The 16,692-nt window shown below is 68.3% G+C and carries 20 protein-coding genes; 4 read left to right on the forward strand and 16 right to left on the reverse strand.

The features are described 5' to 3' along the window. Nucleotides 1-109 precede the first annotated feature (109 nt). From IEY98_RS31090 to IEY98_RS32975, 3 genes are all read right to left on the reverse strand, one after another. Nucleotides 110-409, reverse strand: coding sequence for an NUDIX domain-containing protein (locus IEY98_RS31090; protein ID WP_189214264.1), 300 nt, complete (start codon nt 407-409; stop codon nt 110-112). A gap of 270 nt (nt 410-679) precedes the next feature. Continuing rightward, nucleotides 680-1,393 (reverse strand): 7-carboxy-7-deazaguanine synthase QueE, encoded by a 714-nt coding sequence (locus IEY98_RS31095; RefSeq protein ID WP_189214265.1) that lies wholly within the window; start codon nt 1,391-1,393, stop codon nt 680-682. Then, a complete protein-coding gene (locus tag IEY98_RS32975) occupies nt 1,390-2,148 on the reverse strand; it encodes a 6-carboxytetrahydropterin synthase (protein WP_229787787.1) in 759 nt (252 codons plus the stop codon). Before IEY98_RS32975 ends, IEY98_RS31095 begins: the two co-directional genes overlap by 4 nt. Nucleotides 2,149-2,597: 449 nt before the next feature. Between IEY98_RS32975 and IEY98_RS31105 the strand changes: the two genes are divergently transcribed. The 4 genes from IEY98_RS31105 to IEY98_RS31120 are packed head-to-tail and all read left to right on the forward strand — an operon-like array spanning nt 2,598 to nt 6,552. Then, nucleotides 2,598-3,881 carry a helix-turn-helix domain-containing protein gene (locus IEY98_RS31105; protein ID WP_189214266.1) on the forward strand — a complete coding sequence of 428 codons (1,284 nt, stop codon included), beginning with the start codon at nt 2,598-2,600 and terminating at the stop codon, nt 3,879-3,881. A 14-nt stretch (nt 3,882-3,895) separates the two neighbouring features. Then, nucleotides 3,896-4,255, forward strand: coding sequence for a hypothetical protein (locus IEY98_RS31110; RefSeq protein WP_189214267.1), 360 nt, complete (start codon nt 3,896-3,898; stop codon nt 4,253-4,255). A gap of 4 nt (nt 4,256-4,259) precedes the next feature. After that, nucleotides 4,260-5,645 (forward strand): helix-turn-helix domain-containing protein, encoded by a 1,386-nt coding sequence (locus IEY98_RS31115; RefSeq protein ID WP_189214308.1) that lies wholly within the window; start codon nt 4,260-4,262, stop codon nt 5,643-5,645. Beyond that, complete coding sequence (locus tag IEY98_RS31120) at nt 5,638-6,552, forward strand: phosphotransferase enzyme family protein (protein ID WP_229787791.1); 915 nt, start codon at nt 5,638-5,640, stop codon at nt 6,550-6,552. The genes IEY98_RS31115 and IEY98_RS31120 overlap by 8 nt, the downstream gene beginning before the upstream one ends. Nucleotides 6,553-7,500: 948 nt before the next feature. Here the strand turns inward: IEY98_RS31120 and IEY98_RS31125 are convergent. From IEY98_RS31125 to IEY98_RS31185, 13 genes are all read right to left on the reverse strand, one after another. Beyond that, nucleotides 7,501-8,130, reverse strand: coding sequence for a PIG-L deacetylase family protein (locus IEY98_RS31125; RefSeq protein WP_229787793.1), 630 nt, complete (start codon nt 8,128-8,130; stop codon nt 7,501-7,503). Nucleotides 8,131-8,135: 5 nt separating this feature from the next. Then, nucleotides 8,136-8,990, reverse strand: a complete 855-nt coding sequence (locus IEY98_RS31130; RefSeq protein ID WP_189214268.1) for a 5'-3' exonuclease — start codon at nt 8,988-8,990, stop codon at nt 8,136-8,138. Beyond that, nucleotides 8,990-10,129 (reverse strand): glycosyltransferase family 4 protein, encoded by a 1,140-nt coding sequence (locus IEY98_RS31135; protein ID WP_189214269.1) that lies wholly within the window; start codon nt 10,127-10,129, stop codon nt 8,990-8,992. The genes IEY98_RS31130 and IEY98_RS31135 overlap by 1 nt, the downstream gene beginning before the upstream one ends. After that, nucleotides 10,122-10,685, reverse strand: coding sequence for a phosphoribosyltransferase (locus IEY98_RS31140; protein ID WP_189214270.1), 564 nt, complete (start codon nt 10,683-10,685; stop codon nt 10,122-10,124). The genes IEY98_RS31135 and IEY98_RS31140 overlap by 8 nt, the downstream gene beginning before the upstream one ends. Then, complete coding sequence (locus IEY98_RS31145; RefSeq protein ID WP_189214271.1) at nt 10,682-11,659, reverse strand: radical SAM protein; 978 nt, start codon at nt 11,657-11,659, stop codon at nt 10,682-10,684. The genes IEY98_RS31140 and IEY98_RS31145 overlap by 4 nt, the downstream gene beginning before the upstream one ends. Continuing rightward, a complete protein-coding gene (locus IEY98_RS31150; protein ID WP_229787795.1) occupies nt 11,656-12,720 on the reverse strand; it encodes a glycosyltransferase family 2 protein in 1,065 nt (354 codons plus the stop codon). The genes IEY98_RS31145 and IEY98_RS31150 overlap by 4 nt, the downstream gene beginning before the upstream one ends. Beyond that, a complete protein-coding gene (locus IEY98_RS31155) occupies nt 12,717-13,178 on the reverse strand; it encodes a DUF6884 domain-containing protein (RefSeq protein ID WP_189214272.1) in 462 nt (153 codons plus the stop codon). Before IEY98_RS31155 ends, IEY98_RS31150 begins: the two co-directional genes overlap by 4 nt. Further along, the gene (locus IEY98_RS31160; RefSeq protein WP_229787797.1) at nt 13,175-13,741 is read right to left on the reverse strand and encodes a formylglycine-generating enzyme family protein; all 567 of its coding nucleotides are present in this window, start codon (nt 13,739-13,741) and stop codon (nt 13,175-13,177) included. Before IEY98_RS31160 ends, IEY98_RS31155 begins: the two co-directional genes overlap by 4 nt. Then, nucleotides 13,738-14,511, reverse strand: a complete 774-nt coding sequence (locus IEY98_RS31165) for a reverse transcriptase family protein (RefSeq protein WP_229787799.1) — start codon at nt 14,509-14,511, stop codon at nt 13,738-13,740. Before IEY98_RS31165 ends, IEY98_RS31160 begins: the two co-directional genes overlap by 4 nt. A gap of 207 nt (nt 14,512-14,718) precedes the next feature. Then, the gene (gene queC, locus IEY98_RS31170; RefSeq protein WP_189214274.1) at nt 14,719-15,423 is read right to left on the reverse strand and encodes a 7-cyano-7-deazaguanine synthase QueC; all 705 of its coding nucleotides are present in this window, start codon (nt 15,421-15,423) and stop codon (nt 14,719-14,721) included. Nucleotides 15,424-15,430: 7 nt separating this feature from the next. Next, a complete protein-coding gene (locus IEY98_RS31175) occupies nt 15,431-15,913 on the reverse strand; it encodes a hypothetical protein (RefSeq protein ID WP_189214275.1) in 483 nt (160 codons plus the stop codon). 160 nt (nt 15,914-16,073) lie between these two features. Next, a complete protein-coding gene (locus tag IEY98_RS31180) occupies nt 16,074-16,313 on the reverse strand; it encodes a hypothetical protein (protein WP_189214276.1) in 240 nt (79 codons plus the stop codon). Further along, entirely contained in the window at nt 16,313-16,687 is a 375-nt protein-coding gene (locus tag IEY98_RS31185; protein WP_189214277.1) for a hypothetical protein, read from the reverse strand. The genes IEY98_RS31180 and IEY98_RS31185 overlap by 1 nt, the downstream gene beginning before the upstream one ends. Nucleotides 16,688-16,692 lie beyond the last annotated feature (5 nt).

Below are 16,692 nucleotides of genomic sequence, written 5' to 3' on the forward strand. Positions count from 1 at the left end.
GTCAGGGCTGGGCTGGCCACCACGGGTGCTCGCCGGGTTAGAGCTGCGGTTCGCAACCTGTCTGCAAGCCCCGCGGGGCCCAGCTTGAGGTGGCCGAGTTCACTTTCGGCTACCCAGTGCGCTTCGCCGCGACCAGCCGGGACGGCATGGGGTCGATGAGGGTCACGTCGAACAGCAGCGCCAGTTCGTAGACCGCGTTCTCCCTGCCGCCGCGGCTCCTTCGGCGTTCGACCACGGCGTAGAAGTCCAGGTGTGCGACCTCGGCGTTGACCTGCTCCCGCAGGATGCGCCGCAGCGCACTCTCGGCGGCTTCACCAGCCAGCACGAGGCCGCCCGGCAGGCGGTGGGAGGTGACGTCCTGGTCGTGGACGGCCAGGAGGCGTTCATCGTTGCCAACGAGGCCGTACACCGCGACAAGCGGCCCAAGGGCTGGCGAGGTGGGCGTGGTCATCCTGTCCTCGCGATCGACGGAGAGGGTGATGTCGAAGTCGGATTTAAGTACGGCCTGACGCCGTGGCAGGGCTTGTAGTGCACGGCGCAGGTCGAGAATCCGGCGGCGGTCAGCCGCTCGCCCAGCGCGGTGGCAGTCGTGGTTTCCCGGTGCCCCTGTTCCCTTCGACGGTGATCATCACCGCTGGTGGTCTCAAACGGCTGCGGGTCGGGCTGGCTTGCGGCAAGGTCAGCGGCCACGCTGGTCTCCCCAGGTGAGCACATGCAGCCGCGTGGTTAGGTGGAAGCCCCGCTCGATGGCCGGGTCGGCGATCTCGGCCAGCCGCCTCGTGATCTCCTCGGCGGTTCGGCCTTCGGGCATCACGTACACCGGTGCCAAATCGTGGTCGGCGACGAGTCCGGTGACTTCATCGAGGTCGGCAGTGCTGGAGACGACGAACTTGAACACGGCCCGGCCGCTGGCCGCGAAGTCGCCGAGCACCCGGCCCTTAATCCGCTTCGAGGATGGCATCCCGGCGCCGAAGCTCGACAGCTTCGGCGACACGTTGAACCGGGTGACAGATGCGAGCAGGTCCGCTGCGGGGGCGATCGTGCCGTTGGTCTCGATCTCCACCTGCAGCCCGGCGTCTGCGAGCCCCTGCACGAGTGCGATGAGGCGGCGCTGCTGCATCAGCGGCTCGCCGCCTGTGATCACCACGAGATCGACCGGCTGCACTGTCGCCCAGGCCAGCAGATCGCTGATCGAAGCGACTGTGCCTTCGGCGTCCAGGTCGAAACGGGCGCTGTCCCAGGTGTAGGGGGTGTCGCAGTTCCTGCAGGTCAGGTTGCAGTTCATCAACCGGATGAACACCGCACGGCGCCCGATCGACGGGCCTTCGCCCTGCACGGTCGGGCCGAACTTCTCCGCGACGAACAGTTCGTCGGTGGCCAGCGTGACCGTCATCGGCCGCTCCGCTCGTCCTGGGTGAACTCGGCCCATCGGCGCGGCGACTCCCAGACGCGAACCGCCTGGACTGCGGCGGTCTCTTGTGCATTGGCCTGGCTGAGGGTCCAGGCGTACAGGTGCTCGGCAAGCAGTTCTGATGTCGGCTGGAACGGGAGCACGGCATTCAGGTCACGGTGGTCGAGGTGCCGGTCGAGGTATTCGGCGAGCAGGGCGTGGAGCCTGGCGCGGCGGCCGGGGTGCGTCTGCGGGTCCAGCCGGAGGTCCACACGGTAAGAGTGGCCGTGATGCCAGCCGCACTTGTGCCCGTCAGGCAGGCCCTCCAGGTGATGGGCCGCCTCGAAGGTGAACGACTCGTCATCGACATGCTGGCGTGCCCCCGTGGCTGCGCCGAGGCCGACGTCGACGGCCTGAAGCTGCCTCCCCCGCTCCGGGGGCATGTTGGCCAGGAACCACGCGGTGATGTGGTGGGCGAGCGCGTCGGTGGTGGTGTCGAACGTGAACAGATCGTTGAGGTCGCGATGGTCTAGTTCGCGCTTGAGGTACTCACCGACGGGGGCGAGTTCGGCGTAGTCCGCCACGAAACCGGGTGCCCGCAGTTCGGTGTCGGCGAGCTGGACCTCGACGGTGAAGGTGTGACCGTGGGGTCGCGCGGCCTTGTTCTCGGCGTCGGGCAGAGTGACGAGGCGGTGCGCCGCGGCAAACGAGAAGCTGCCGTCGCCGATGCAATAGCGTCCCTGAGCGAGGTCGCTCACCGCGACTCGGGTCGAGTTCGCCGGGTGGGGCCCCATGGTCATCCTCTCGTTAAATACTGGGTGTGATTGGCTCTCATGGAGTCGCGATGTGGACCGCAGCAGGAGGGCTCACGAGGGGCTCACGAATCACCCGGGGTGTAGCGGCTTGTGATCCCCACCCGCTCTGACCACTCACCCCTTACCAACATGTCTCGGCAAACGGTTTCGACCCGGGTGCGTCGAAGCGGATACCGCGGACTATGGCTAGGCCAGTCAACGCTGGCTGATCAACGACAGCCAGAGCGTCGATGGGGCGACCATGAGGCGGCAATGGGGCGGCACCAAGTCTGACCTGCGCATATGACTTCTCTGAGGTGGTAGTCCGAACGGGTACAGCTCGCGGAGCGGGTGATTGGCCTTGACCGGAGGCTGGTTATCGTGGCGGGTAACCAACCGGCGAGGTGGTGTTCATGGGTAACCGGCGAGACGCATTCGCCACGCGGCGTGAGCAGATGGGCTACACCCAGGAGAGCTTCGGGGCGGCAGTGGGGGTGGAGTTCTCCACCGTCGGACGCTGGGAACGAGGCGACCTGACCCCGCAGCCGTACCGCCGCCACCGTATCGCCAAGGCACTCGATGTGAGCCTCGACGAGTTGGGTGCGTTGCTCACGCCACCCCGGCAGACTTCTACCGTTGCCGCTGTACCACCCGACCCTGCGGAGGCCGACGACATGAACCGTCGAGACCTGCTGCGCTTGTTCAGCATGACGGGCGCGCTGCTCGGGCTGCCTGCTGACGAAGCGGCTCTCGGCGATGTCGACCGGCTCGCTGGGGCGGCTCACACCGGCATGGTGGACACGATTGGGACAGCGGAGTTCGCTCAACTCAACTCCCACCTGTGGCGCGTGTTCGTCCTGTCGCCGACAAAGGCGCAGGTACTGCCGCTGGCACGGGCCCAACTCGACGTGCTCACCGACTCTCTACGCCGACCGCAGACACCGGCCATTCGGCGGCGGCTTTGCGAACTAACCGCCGACCTGTATCAGCTGGTTGGGGAGATCTTCTTCGACGGCGACCGGTACACCGACGCCGCCCATTGCTACGCGCTGGCGGCGACAGCGGGTAGGGAGGCCGCCGCTTCTGACCTGTGGGCTTGCGCGCTGACCAGACATGCCTTCATCGCCGTATACGAGCGCCGGTTCGCCGAGGCCGTACCGTTGCTCGAACTGGCCGCCGACCTGGCCCGCCGAGGCGATCCCGCCCTCTCAACCCGGCAGTGGATCGCCGCCGTGCAGGCAGAGTCCTTCGCCGGTCTCGGTGACCTGGATGCCTGCCAGCGCGCACTCGACATGGCCGCGGAGGTCCAGCACCTGCAGGGCCCGGTCCACAACGGTGGCTGGCTCCGGTTCGACGGCTCCCGGCTAGCCGAGGAACGCGGCACCTGCTACGTCAACCTGGGCCGCTACGACCTCGCCGAAGCCGCTCTGACCGACGCGCTGGAAAGCGACCTCACAGCCCGCCGGAAAGCCGGTGTTCTCACCGACCTGGCGATGATCGGAGTGCATCGGCGCGATCCTGACCAGGTCGCAACCTACGTCGACGCCGCCCTCGCCACTGCCCGCCAGACCGGTTCCGGAGTCATCGCACGCAAGCTGCGCGGTCTACAGCCGAACCTGGCTCCTTTGCTCACCGACCAGCAGATCCAGCGACTCGACGCCGAGATCACAGAACTCGCCGGCAATCGCGCCGCATGATGGAGGACAACAGAATGCAGAACGACCGTGGCCGCGTGTTCCGCGAGGCGTGGATCGCCGGGGTGACCAAGCACTACCCCGGCGAGCCGAAGCCTGGCTACATCGCCCCGTGGGAGGAGACCCCGGACTGGGAACGCGACGCCGCGACAGCCGTGTATGACCAGGTCCTGGACTTCATCAAGGCCACCGACGGTGCCACCGCGAAGCTCACCCCGGACCAGAAAGGCCGCTTCGTCGCACTGTGCTGGATAGGCCAGATCTACAAGCACTTCCCCGATCCGAAACCGTCATACGTCGCTGACTGGAACAACCTGCCCGACTGGCAGAAGGCCACGGACATCGACATCTTTGAGCGCATCGAACAAGACCTCTGACCGTATGCTGCACCGGCAGCCATGCGGTGTGACCATTCAGCAGCCAGGCCGGGGGCTGAGGCAGGCTAGCGAGGTGAGCGGCGTGGGTGACAAACGCGAGGCGTTCGCGGCCCGACGTGAAGCGATGGGTTTCACCCAGGAAGGGCTCGCTGCGGCTGTGGGTGTGGAGTTCTCCACCGTCGGGCGGTGGGAACGCGGTGCTCTGACGCCTCAACCGTGGCGGCGCCCTCGAATTGCAGCGGCGTTGGGTGTTTCCCTCGACGAACTGCACGTGTTGCTCGGACAGGGCCCGACTCACGGCCGACAGGACCTGCCACAGTCGGTCCCAGGGCAAACGACCTGGAGACGATCCTCGCCAGCGTCGAGTTCGCCCGCCTCTGCGCTCACCGCCGCGTATGAACCCGCCGGAAGCCTCGACATGGGATTGGTGCCCGCTGAGTTCCTCGAGTCCCTCACCTTGACCGTGAAGCCACCGCGGCGGATCGGATCGGCTGAGGTCGAGCAGGTCAAGCTAATGACGAGCACGTTGGCCGCCAGCGAGAATCTCTATGGCGGGGGCATGGCCGGTGAAGCGGGAGCCGCGCACCTGCGATGGGCTGGCCGGCTGTTGAGTGCCCGAGCCAGTACCGCCGTCGCGGCGGATATGTTCGAGGCCGTTGGGAACCTCGCGGGAGTGGTGGCATTCTCGGCTTTCGACGTCGGAAACCACGACGCAGCGGCTCGATGCTTTCGCTTCAGTCTGTGGTGCGCCGAGCAGAGCGGCTCGTGGGAACTGCGTGCCGCGACCCTCGCAGACATGGCACGGCAGGCCATCTATCTCGGCAACCTGGACGACGCATTGTCCTTGATCGAGTTCGCCCAGGTCCGAGCTGACCGGCTGACCGCCACCGCGCGAGCCATGATCGGCGTGGTCCGGGCCCGATTGCTGGCGATGCTGGGTCGCCACAACGAGTCGCGAGCCGAAGTGGACCGCGCGGATGCGTACTTCTCCCAACGGGAACCGGAGACCGACCCGCCCTGGCTGGTCTACTACGACGAAGCCGAACATGCGGGCAGCAGCGCGCGGGCACTTACTCCGCTCGCCGTCGCGGAAAAGCAGCCGGGGGATGCCGCTGAGCGACTTGTCTCTGCGGTTCGACTCCATAGCGACGCCTATCCTCGCTCGCGCGCGTTCTCTAGGGCGCGCTTGGCTACCTTGCACATGGCAGTCGGGGATCCGCGTGAAGCCGTCCTCCTCGGACGGCAAGCCGTCGATGACGCCACGATGTTGCACTCAAAGCGGATGGACGAGGAACTCGCCAAGCTGGTGCGGGCTTGCGAACGGCATCGTGCGATATCCGAAGTGGCCGAGTTCTCGGAACTCGTGGCGTCCGGTATCGACCATGTCTGATGTAGACGCCGACACAGACATGGTCCCGTCGGTAGACCCGCTTGACGCGCTGACGGTAGCGGGCAGGAAGGTTGGCGTACCGACCGCGGGAGCGATCTTGATCCGTGACGGCACGAACGTCATCTACGAGGTAACCGATGGCGTTGTGGCTCGTGTGGGCCCTCCAGGCTCACAGCTTGTAGCTGCCCGTCAAATCCAGGCGTCGCGTTGGCTGGCTGACGCCGGCATTCCCGTCGTGCGTGCAATCGACGCCATCGATCAGCGCACGATCGTTGGCGATCGGCCCGTCACTTGGTGGGTGCAGCTTCCGGATCACCGCCATGCCACGCCAGCCGAACTGGGTGCGGTCCTGAGACGCCTGCACGCGCTGGACGTACCAGAGTCGCCTTCGTTCCCCGCTGTCGACCCTTTCGAAGGGCTACGCGAGACAATCGACCGCGGTACCGCCTTGCCGGAGGATGACCGAGCCTGGCTTCGAGACCTCGTGAAACGGCTGCACAGGGAGTACCTGGCGATGGTCCCGGGACTGTCTCGGTGCGTCATCCACGGCGATGCTTGGCAGGGCAACATTGTTGTCCCCAGGGCCGGTGGCGCTCCCGTGTTGCTGGATCTAGACCATGTCGGGATCGGACCTCAGGAGTGGGACTTGGTCTCGCTGGCGGTTGACTACACCGACTTCGCCCGAATCGCGGACTCGGATTACCAAGCTTTCGTGGACGCATACGGCGGGTATGACCTTACCGCTTGGCCTGGCTACCGCACGCTGGCGACGATTAGAGAACTACGGTGGACCGCCTTCGTCCTTGGCAAAGCCGCGATCGACCCGAGAGCCTCCGAAGAGGTACAACATCGGGTGGCGTGCCTGCGAGGCGAGATCGAACGGCCGTGGTCGTGGTCGGCCTTTTGAGGCCGGAGTAAATGTTGGCGCCACCCCTCCATTCGGACCTACTGCAAACGACCACAGGGGTCAATGACGACAAATACATTTCGCACACGAGTAACGTCCCACTTCGGGTGGTCAGTGTCATTCGGGGTCACGCAGCCAGTCGATCAACCGAAGTGGGGCACAAACGATCGTTCTGTCCCATCGGGCCGTTCTCCGCGCTACCAGGAGTCCGTTGAGGACGCTGCGTGGTGGTGGGTCACGCGGTCGTGGTCAGGTAGCCGGTGGGGGTGGGGTCGGGGTACGGTCGTGAAGTGCATGAGGCATGAGCAAGCGGCCGAGGCCGCGGTGGCGGCGTGCTGGGTGGTGGGAAGATCCGCCCGGCGATCTGGAGGATCCGTACCACCCGTTGCCGGGTGACGGGCCGGAACCTGCCGGATTGACCGTCGACCAGCGGGACCGCCGGGATCAGTGGGTCGCTACCCAGGCGCGGCGTTCACCGCCCTCACCGGGAGGAGGTCGGGATCCGGTGAACGAGGTGATCAACCGGCTGGACGAACGACGGATTTGATCCACCGGCTGCGTGGAGTGGCAGTGGATGGCGCGGGTGGTGGCGTTGTCCTCGTCTCAGGCAGCGTTCAAACGGACTGGCCGATTCAGGAACCGTGTGCTGGTGGCGGGTTCGGGATGGTGCGCTCGGGTGTGCAGTGGCCGTACAGCTTCCAGGCGTCCACGTCCCAATCCAGGTCATAGATTAAGGTCCCCGCGCAGCACCCACGGCGCGGCAGGCCACCGTCCTGGTCAGAGGCCACCGGCACGGCGGTGGCCTCTTCAGTGGGCAGTTCCGACCGTCGGACACCCCGCTCCGGTTCGATCTTCCGGCTGCATACGAACGCAAGGTGTCCCGGGTCCGCAGGGGGCGGTATCCGGTCCGCCGGTTTCTCGGCCGATGTTACGAAGACCTCTGCGGTGTCAGAGGGTCACTGCGGTGGGCAGGCGTCCGAGAATGGGAAGCGGGACGAAGTTTTCCGCGAAGGCGACGCCGACCCGTGCGCCCCACAACCGGCCGAGGGTTTCGGCCATCGGCCCGAAGTGCTCGGCGATGGGCTGGGAGGCGTGCGCCGCTAGGGCGCGTTGTTTGCTGGCCCACGTAGAGGTGATGTCGACGGTGGTGTGGGCGTGGACGGGACCGTCGAGGGTGAGGCTGTTGTAGGTGTCGGTGGTGTAGACCCGCCGAGGGCATCCTGTGGCGATGACGACCTCGGGAAGTGCCTCCAGCACGGCTTCGGCGATGCGTCGGTGGTCGGGGTGCACATCGCGCAGGGGGTGGGTCAGGACGACTTCGGGGCGGGTGTCCAGCAGCCGTTCGCGTACGGCTGCCGCGGTGGGCTCGTTGATCTCGTGGAGCCCGGCGCCGAGTACGGCGGCCCCGGCGACGGCCTCGCTGGCTCGGGGCTCGGGGTGGAGTGGGACGGCGATGGTGACGTCGGCTCCGGCGGCGGCGCAGAGGGCGAGCGTGCCGCCTGCCCAGAGTTCGGCGTCGTCGGGGTGGGCCATCACGGTCAGGACCGAGGCGGGCGGGATGAACGCGGTCGCGGTCACGGGCGTCACCACAGCCCGAGCTTGTCGATGACCTCGGCGGGCGTGGGCAGCGCCCGGCTGCTGCGGCCGGCGGGGAGCAGGGGCAGGTCGAGGTCGGTGCGCATCCTGATCAGGTCGCGCCAGCCGAGGACCTGGTCCCAGGCTTCGACGATGGCCTTGCCCTTGGTGCCGGTGAGCCGCCCGGCGTCGGCGAGCTGTTCGAGCGTAAGGCTGCCAGCCAGGAGCTTGGCCGCCGTGCCTGTCCCGATGCCCCGCACGCCAGGGATGTTGTCGGCCGGGTCGCCGGTGAGGGCCCGGAAGTCCGCCCACTGAGTCGGTTGGACCTGGTATCGGTCGAACACGGTGTCGGGCTCGATGTGGCGGCGGCCTCGCTTCATGGCGGTGTTGAGCACCCGGACGTGGTCGTCGACGAGCTGGTAGAAGTCGCGGTCACCGGACATGATCCACACCCGGCGCTCGGGGTCGTCGCGGCGGACGTGGGTGACGAGGGTGGCGATCACATCGTCGGCTTCGGCCGTGTCGACCTCGATCCACGCCAGCTCGTAGGCGGTCAGCGCTTCCTGAACGTGCGGGATGGCGCGGATGGGTTTGAGCGCGGCTTCGTCGAGGACGCGGTTGGCCTTGTAGTCGCTGTTGGTGGCTTGGCGTTCGGCCGCGCCGTGCTGGCCGTCGAACACCACGATCACCTCGGGCGGTGCGGCGAACTCTTCGCGAATGGCTACCCGCAGTAGCGCGAAGAAGGCGAACTCAGCAGTCAGGTCGCGGGTCTTGTCGCGAGAATGGATCGCGGCCGGGAAGCCGAAGGCTCCGCGCCAGAGCAGGTTGTGGCCGTCGACCAGCAGAAGAGGGACATCGTTCATCACCGCACCGCCTTGAGGAAGTCATGGGCGACTGTGGTGGGCAGATAGTCCCGCGAGCGGTAGTACGCAGCCCGTGATAGCGCTGCGTAGCGTACCGGATCGTCGAGGAGGACTTCGGCCGCATCCCACAGCCCGAACTCGCCGCGGGCGCGGGGCACCACGATCCCGCCCGCTTCCTCCCCGGTGCCGATGAGGGCGGGCAGGTTGTCCACGTCGAAGGCGACCACCGGGGTGCCCGTGCTCATGGCCTCCAGGGCGATCAGCCCGAAGGTCTCCTTCAGCGAGGGCACGATGACCACGGCGGCGTCGGCCAGCCATGACTGGACCTGATCCCACGGCAGGCCGCCGTCGCGGATGCTGCCCATCAGCAGGTGGGCGGCAGAGTGGGCGCAGCGACGGTACTCGGCCGCCTGTGCGCCGGCAGCGTGCTCGAAGCCGGCCTGGGCGAGGACGACCTCGATGCCGCGGTCGACGAGGCGGCCGGCGTCGAGCAGGGCGCGGACGTTCTTCTCGGGACCGAGCCGGGCCAGCACCCGCACCGGTCCGCCCTGCCGCAACGCCTCGCGCTGGCGGGCATCCGGCGCGCCGTGGTCGACGAGCAGCGCGTTGGGCACGACTCGCCAGCAGGTGCTGTCATAGCTCCGGTCATGGGCTTGGCCGAGAACCGTGGTTGACGGCGTGAACACCACATCGGCGCGCTCCAGTGCCGGCACGAGGTCCTGATCGTGGCCGACAACGTGCATCGCCAGCACTGTTCGGACGCCGGGACAGGCCGGGGCAAGGCGCCCGAGCCCCCACAGAGCATCGACGTAAACGGCGGTGTCGACGCGGTGATGACGGTAGAGGGCGCCCAGGTCGGCGGCGATGATCTCATCCTGGCCGTGGGTGCTGATCGCCTCGCGCAGTTCGCCGTCGTCGGCGGGGAAGGTGACCCCAACCGAGCCGAGCACGACCAGGTCCTCGTCGATACCGTGCTCGATTGGGTCGGGTTCGATCGCGGTGATGATCAAAGCGCGGTGCCCGAGTTGGCGCAGACCCTCAGCGAGGGCGGCGGTGGCGCGTTCCATCCCGGCCGGGGCGTCGCTGGTGTAGGAGGCCAGGACGAACGCGACGGTCAGCGCCTTGCTGGCATCAGGCATGGCTCGTTGCCCGCTCCGGGATGGGCATGTCAACGGTCGGCTGGTCGGGGCGCTTCTCCCAGGGAAAGCTCACCCAGTCCGACACGGTCCACACCGAGTAGTCCGGGCAGGTCTCTGCCCCGGTGTTCAGGCACAGCGTCGCGGTGATCACGCGGGCGTCCGGGGCGAGGACCGGGATTAGGACGTTGCGAAGTTTGTACAGGGTGGCGCCGCTGCCGCAGATGTCGTCGACCACGAGGACGGTGCCACCGAGCTTCTTACGGCCGAGACCGCGACGAAAGGCGTCAAAGTCGACGGCGACCTTGCCCGTGGCCTGACGGTAGACGCCGTCGTCGGCGTTGTGCCGGGCCTTCACGCTCCTGGATTTCACGCCGAGGCGGCCGGCGAGAATGCGGGCGGGGGCGACGCCGCCGTTGGCGATGCCGATGACGTGGTCGACCTCCGGGTGGTCGCGGCTGATGGCGGCGAACAGCAGCAGGCAGGCTTGGCGCAGGGCGTCGGGGGTGACCCGCCAGATGCGCTGGTGCTCGAACACGCGCTGTGCGGTGCGGGTCATGCCGAACCGTCCCGTCCGGTCACGGCCAGGCTGACCGATCCGGTCAGCGGGCGCAGGGCGGCGATGCCGGTGGTGTCCGGGGTGTTGCGCCAGACCTGCCCGTCGGCGCGCACCACGGTGAACCCGGCGGCGTCGGCGCGGGTGCGAAGCCGCACCGGGATCGGTGCTGCGCCGAGCGCGGCGACCAGGTGGCGGGCGTCCTCGTCGGAGACCTGTTCGGTGATGGCGAGCGGGGCGCCTTCGCCGAAGGGCAGGTATTGCAGGACGGTCAGGCCGTGGACGCCGAGCCGGTCGGCCAGTTCGACCAGCGCGGGTAGTCCGCTGGCGGTGGAGCGCATGAGCACGGTCTGGATCTGGGTCGGGATGCCGTGGGCGATGGCGGCGCGGATTCCGGAGACGGCTGCGGCGAAGCTGCCCTCGCCGCGCCAGTGGTCGTGGTGCTCGGGGTCGGGGCCGTCGAGGCTGACCCGGATCGCGTCGATCCGGCGGGCGAGTGCTTCGGCGCGGCGGGGCAGGTGGGTGCCGTTGGTGGTGACGCTGACCGCGCAGCCGCCGTCGACCAGCGCGTCGAGCAGGGTGGGCAGGTTGCGGATGAGCAGCGGTTCGCCGCCGGAGACGTCCACGCCGAGTACACCGGAAGAGGCGATCCTGGCGGCGACCTCGGCGCGCTCGCTGCGGCCGAGTTCCGGGACGGATTTGTCGTCCAGGCAGTGTGGGCAGGCCAGGTTGCAGCGCACGATGGGCGACCAGCACACGCTGACCGGAGTCACGTCGCCCAGCTCAGCGGGGTGGACTTCCGGAAGGGAGGCGATGCCTTCGTGGGCCAGGGCGATGCGTCCGGTGGAGAGCGGCTGGTCGGTCCGGTGGGTCAGGCCGGTGAGCGGGTCGTAGACGGCACCGGTCCCGCCGCGGGCGCCGCAGCCGACTATCCGGCGTGCCGACGCGCGGCCGGTGGTCGCGGTTGTCGTGGTCATGGGAATACCTCGCAATGGGTGAGCAATTCGGACATGGATGCGATGAAGTCCTGGGTGCGGCCTCGCGGCGCGGACCGCTCCAGCAGGTCGCGGTAGCGGGCCAGGGTGCGTGGCCAGCTGGCGAGCTTTTGCTGCCACTGCTCGGCGGCATCCGGTGGGTCGAGGTGGAACCCGACGGCCTGGCGCAGGGGGATGACCAGGAGCCCGGCGGCGATCAGGCACGCGCCGAGGTAGGTGTCCTCCATGCCCCACCCGATGCGGCCGAACTCCGGGTCGAAGCCCCCGACGTCGAGCACAGCGGCGCGCGGCACCGCGACCAGGGCGGTGACGACCATGCGGGGCAGGTCCCAGTCGTAGTAGGACTGCCCGTACCCGAGGTCGACGAAGTCGTGGGTGTCGTCGAGCGGGCGCCCGTCCAGCGGCTCGGGCAGTGTGATCCCGCTGTAGGGCAGCAGGATGTTCGGCGGTGGCCGCCACACGACCCGGTGGTCGGCGGCGAGGTTCGGGATGCGGCCCAGGATGGCCGAGTCCTGGAAGTGGACCTCGTGGCGCACGTTGTGGCGGAAGCCGACCAGCACGCTGGTGTCGGTGGCGCGTGCGGCGACGTCGGTGATCACGTGCGGCGGGATCACCATGTCGCCGTCGAGGTAGAGCACGGTCTGCCCTGTGGCGACGACGGTGCCGACGTTGCGGGCGGTGGCCGCGCCCATCCGCTGTGGCAGCCGCACCAACCGGTCGACCACCTCGTGCCGAGCAGCGACGTAGGCGGTGTCGTCGGTGCTGGCGTCGTCGACGACGACGACCTCGAACTCGTACTGGTGGTGTTGGGCGTTCAGGGCGTCGAGCACGGTCGGCAGGCAGTAGCCGACCTGGTGGGCGGGGATGACCACTGAGACGCGGCGCGCGGGGGCCAGCCAGCAATCCGACGGAGTGGGCTGGTGCCAGCCGTGTCCGTCGGCGAGGGCCTCCCAGCCGCGTGTGCTGCAAACGTGATTGTTGCCGTGCCGCAGCAACTCCTCCCGCAGCGGCAGCGCGCCGGGCGCGAACTCGGACGTGGTCACAGCCAGCCCCACCCGGACAACACCGCGCTCGTCCCGGTCCAGTCGACGGGGTTGAGCAGCAACGTCACGGTCAGCGGCGGCGCGTGGTCGAACAGGCACGTGGCGGCGGCCAGGTACAGCGGCTCCAGCACCACCAGCACGTGCCGCAACGCCTCGGCCCGCAGGTCTGTGGTGAGGCGCTCGGACACGCGAGCCTGGAGCGCCTGTGCTTCGCCGCGGGTGCGCAGCTTGCGCTCGTAGGTGCCCACGAGGTCGTCGGGGTGGAGCACGCCGTGTTCAGCGGACAGGATGCGCACCCGCGCCCGGTGCTCCGGAGCGAGGTGGCCGCGCAGGCGGGGCATGAGCGCGCCCCGGTACAGCTGCAGCGCGGGGACCGGGGTCGTGGTGACCAGCTTCCTCCGGCTGCAGGAGACGACGATCAGCCCCTGGTCGGGATCGAGCCTCCTGGTGGGAGTCATGGCAGGCGCACCACCCGCATGCCGATCCCCGGAGAGGCCAGCTCGGCTGGCGCGGCATTGAGGAAGGTGGTGCGTGCGTACAGCGCGGGCGAGGCGTAGGAGCCGCCGCGCAGCGTGACACTGCCACCCATCGTGACGCGGGCGGTCCATTCCCACACGTTGCCCGCCACGTCCAACAACCCCTCCGGGGTCGCCCCGTCGAGATGGGCGTCGACCGGGCTGGTCGTGTGGAGGCCGCGCTCGCGCAGGTTCGCCAACTCGGGTGTCCAGTCCTGGTCGCCCCACGGCCAGCGCCGTCGAACGGCTCCGCCCGCCATCCACTCCCACTCCGCCGAGGTCGGCAGCCGACCACCCAAGGCATGGGCGATCTCGGCGGCTGCGGCGTGGGTCATCCCGGTGACCGGGTGCAGCCCGCGTTCGCCACCGCGCTCACCGCGCAGCTGGGCATAGGTGATCGGAGTGCGTGTCCACAGCAACGCGTCGACCATGACCGGCCGGGCATCGTCGCCGAACCGGCAGGTCCCTCCGGGCATCTCGACCCACTCGATGCGCATGATGATCATCCCCCGATCAGAAACAGGTCTTCGACGTTGGCGCGTGGACGCACCCGGCTCTTAAACTCGTTGGGACGCATGCCGAAGCGGCCGAGAGCCTCGGAGATGAGCGTGTTGGCCTCGTTGGCTTGGGTCTTGTCGACGGCGAAGGCCGCGTAGTTGTCGGCGAACCGAACTACCCGCAGCCCACTTAGCAGGCCGTCGGGGCGGGACAGGCGCAGGTTGATCAGCAGCGGCGCGAGCCCGGAACCCGGCGCGATCGGGTATGGCATCGCGGCCAGCGCGGTGCGCATACGGTCGAGGAAGGCACCGTCCTGAATGTGCCGCGCACACCAGTCGACGACCTGCTCGACCGTCGGGCCTTCGGACACCGAGGCCACGTCCACGTCGGCAACGACACGGAATCCGGCCTCGACGTAAGCCGCAGCATGGCGCAGCGCGGTCACGCGGTTGCGGCGAGGCCGGTAACCGGACACCCAATCGGCCAGCACCTGCGTCTCCAGAATCGGTTCGAGGGCGTTGCGCAGCGCGCGGTGAACCAGCCGGTCGATCATCGTGGGCACGCACACTGTCATCGGCTTGCCGGTGTAGGTCGGGAACGACACCTCCCGCACCGGACCCGGCCGCCACGTGCCCGCGGCCAACTGCTCGGCCAGCCGGGGCAGCAGTTCGGCCGAACGCCTCCGCAACTCTCTGAGCGTCATCCGGTCCGCGCCGGGTGTCGACGTTCGCCGTCCGCACTGCCGCAGCGCGGCTCGCAAACGCTTTTCGTCCAGCATCGGCATTAGAGAGTGCGCCTGCCGCACAGAGGGTGGCGACACCCTGGGCTGGTGCGCTAGCGTCGGGTTCGCTTGGGCGGTAGGCACGCTCCCCGGATCACCGAGACCAGGCTCGCAACCCAACACGCGCGAGCTGTGAACGAGGGAAAGACGGCCCCGCTCAGGCCCGAGACTTGTCGACTTCGCTTCCACGATCCTCACGCCCCTCTACGCGGCCCAGTAGACGGTTGGATCGGCGATGCCGTTGCTGCGAAAGGCTTCCCGCCGCTCGGTGCAGGTCCCGCATGTGCCGCAGTGCACCTCCCGGCCCCGATAGCAGGACCATGTGCGGGCGAACGGCACTCCCAGCGCCTCGCCGACGCGCACGATGTCGGTCTTGGTCAAGGTCAGAAAGGGGGCGAGCACCTGGAACCCCGGCGCCAACAGGCCCTCATTGGCGGTCTGCGCGCTGCGGGCGAACCGCTCCACGAACTCCGGTCGGCAGTCGGGGTAGACGGTGTGGTCTCCGGCGTGCGCGCCGAAGGCGACCGCGTCCGCGCGCACCGCGATAGCGGCCGCCACGGCGATGTCGAGCATGATGGCGTTGCGGTTGGGCACCACGGTGGCCGCCATCGACTCGTCGGTGTAGTGCCCATCGGGCACCGCCACCGAGGTGTCGGTCAACGCCGAACCGGTCAGCAGCGCGCCCAGACTGGTCAGGTCGATGATCCGGTGCGGGCTCAGCAGCAGCCGTGCGATCTCGGCGGCGTGGTCGAGTTCGACGCGGTGACGCTGCCCGTAGTCGAACGACACCAGCGTCAGGCGGCTGTGGCGGGCGGCCAACCAGTAGGCCAGCACCGTGGAGTCCAGCCCGCCGGAGGCGATGACCACCGCGTGTTCAGGGTGACGGTGCTCGGGGTGCTCGATCGTCATGACCCGATCACCACGTCCGCATAAAGGTGCGCCGGACCGCGCCGACGATGGTTTCCCAGCTCGGTAGTTCCGCTCTGGCCTCCGGGCACTGCAACCAGCGCAGGTCACCTTCGGTCGCGCCGAAGGCGGGCAGCGCGATCGTGTCATCCGCGTCGTACCACCCGACCTCAGCGGCCATGAGATCGTCGATGGTCGACCGGCGCATCGGTGTGCGAGGCTGGGTCAGAAAGACCCAGTCGACCACCTTCGCGCCGGGCACGATGATGATCGGCACATGCAGCATCGCTTGGACGAGCTGGTGGTTCACCTCACCGCCGAACCTTGCGCGCATCACCAGCGCGTCGATCGTCTCGCCCAGGCGCAGTTGGACCTCGCCGGTATCGGGGGCGATCGTCGTCGGCCAACTCAGCAGGTCGGTGTAGTACTGCGAGAGCAAAATCGGTTTGGCATCGTCCCGTTGCCGGGTGGCGGCTGCTGTCGCCGTGGTCATGGAAGGACTCCTTCTTGCAGGGGTGGTTCGGCGGAGCCGAGGCGCCTCAAGGAAAAACCTCGGCTCCGCCGTGATCGAGGACGCGACACTCATGGCCGCGCGACTACCTAGGTCGCCCGAACACGCGCGGAATGCGTGGTCGTCGTTGATCGCCGAGACGTCACGCTGCTTCGCTCTCGCGGGTGAAACCGAAGCCGTGCGTGCCGACTGTTTCCAGCGCGTGCAACAACATCGGTGACGGCGGCTGCTTCGGCTGACGCCAATGCCTGCCGATGTAGGACGCGGCGAGACTGTGTCTGCCGGATGCCGCCTCGGAACGCCGCTGCCTGAAGGCCCGGTACAGCAGGCAACCAACTAGCACCACGGCCGCGAGCGCTGTGATCACCGGAGCCAGCGCCATCACGCGACCTTCGTCGACGGAGTGGCGGGGATCGCGGCGGAACCACGTGTCGAGGTCGTGGTTCCGCCGCGACATGGCGGCGAAGCAGAGCGCCCTGCGACGGCTGGGGGATGACCGTCGCCGTACTGCTTCACCGTTCTCGCCGTGCCGTTCCCCGCGGAGGGGGCAGGGCCACCGGGGTCCGGGGTGGCGGCCACCTCCTTGGCCTCGGTGAAGACGAAGCGGAACTGCTCGGCTTCAGCGGCGTCGAGTGCGGCTGCCTCACCTGCGGGCGCCACCACCACGACTTCCGAGCCGCGCACGAGCACCGTCAGGCTCCTAGGACGGCCGACGACGTCGCGGCACGTCACCGCCCAAGGTCCGCGGTCGTTCATCGTGC

The organism is Actinokineospora fastidiosa (assembly GCF_014648415.1).
GTDB classification, from domain to species: Bacteria; Actinomycetota; Actinomycetes; order Mycobacteriales; family Pseudonocardiaceae; genus Actinokineospora; species Actinokineospora fastidiosa.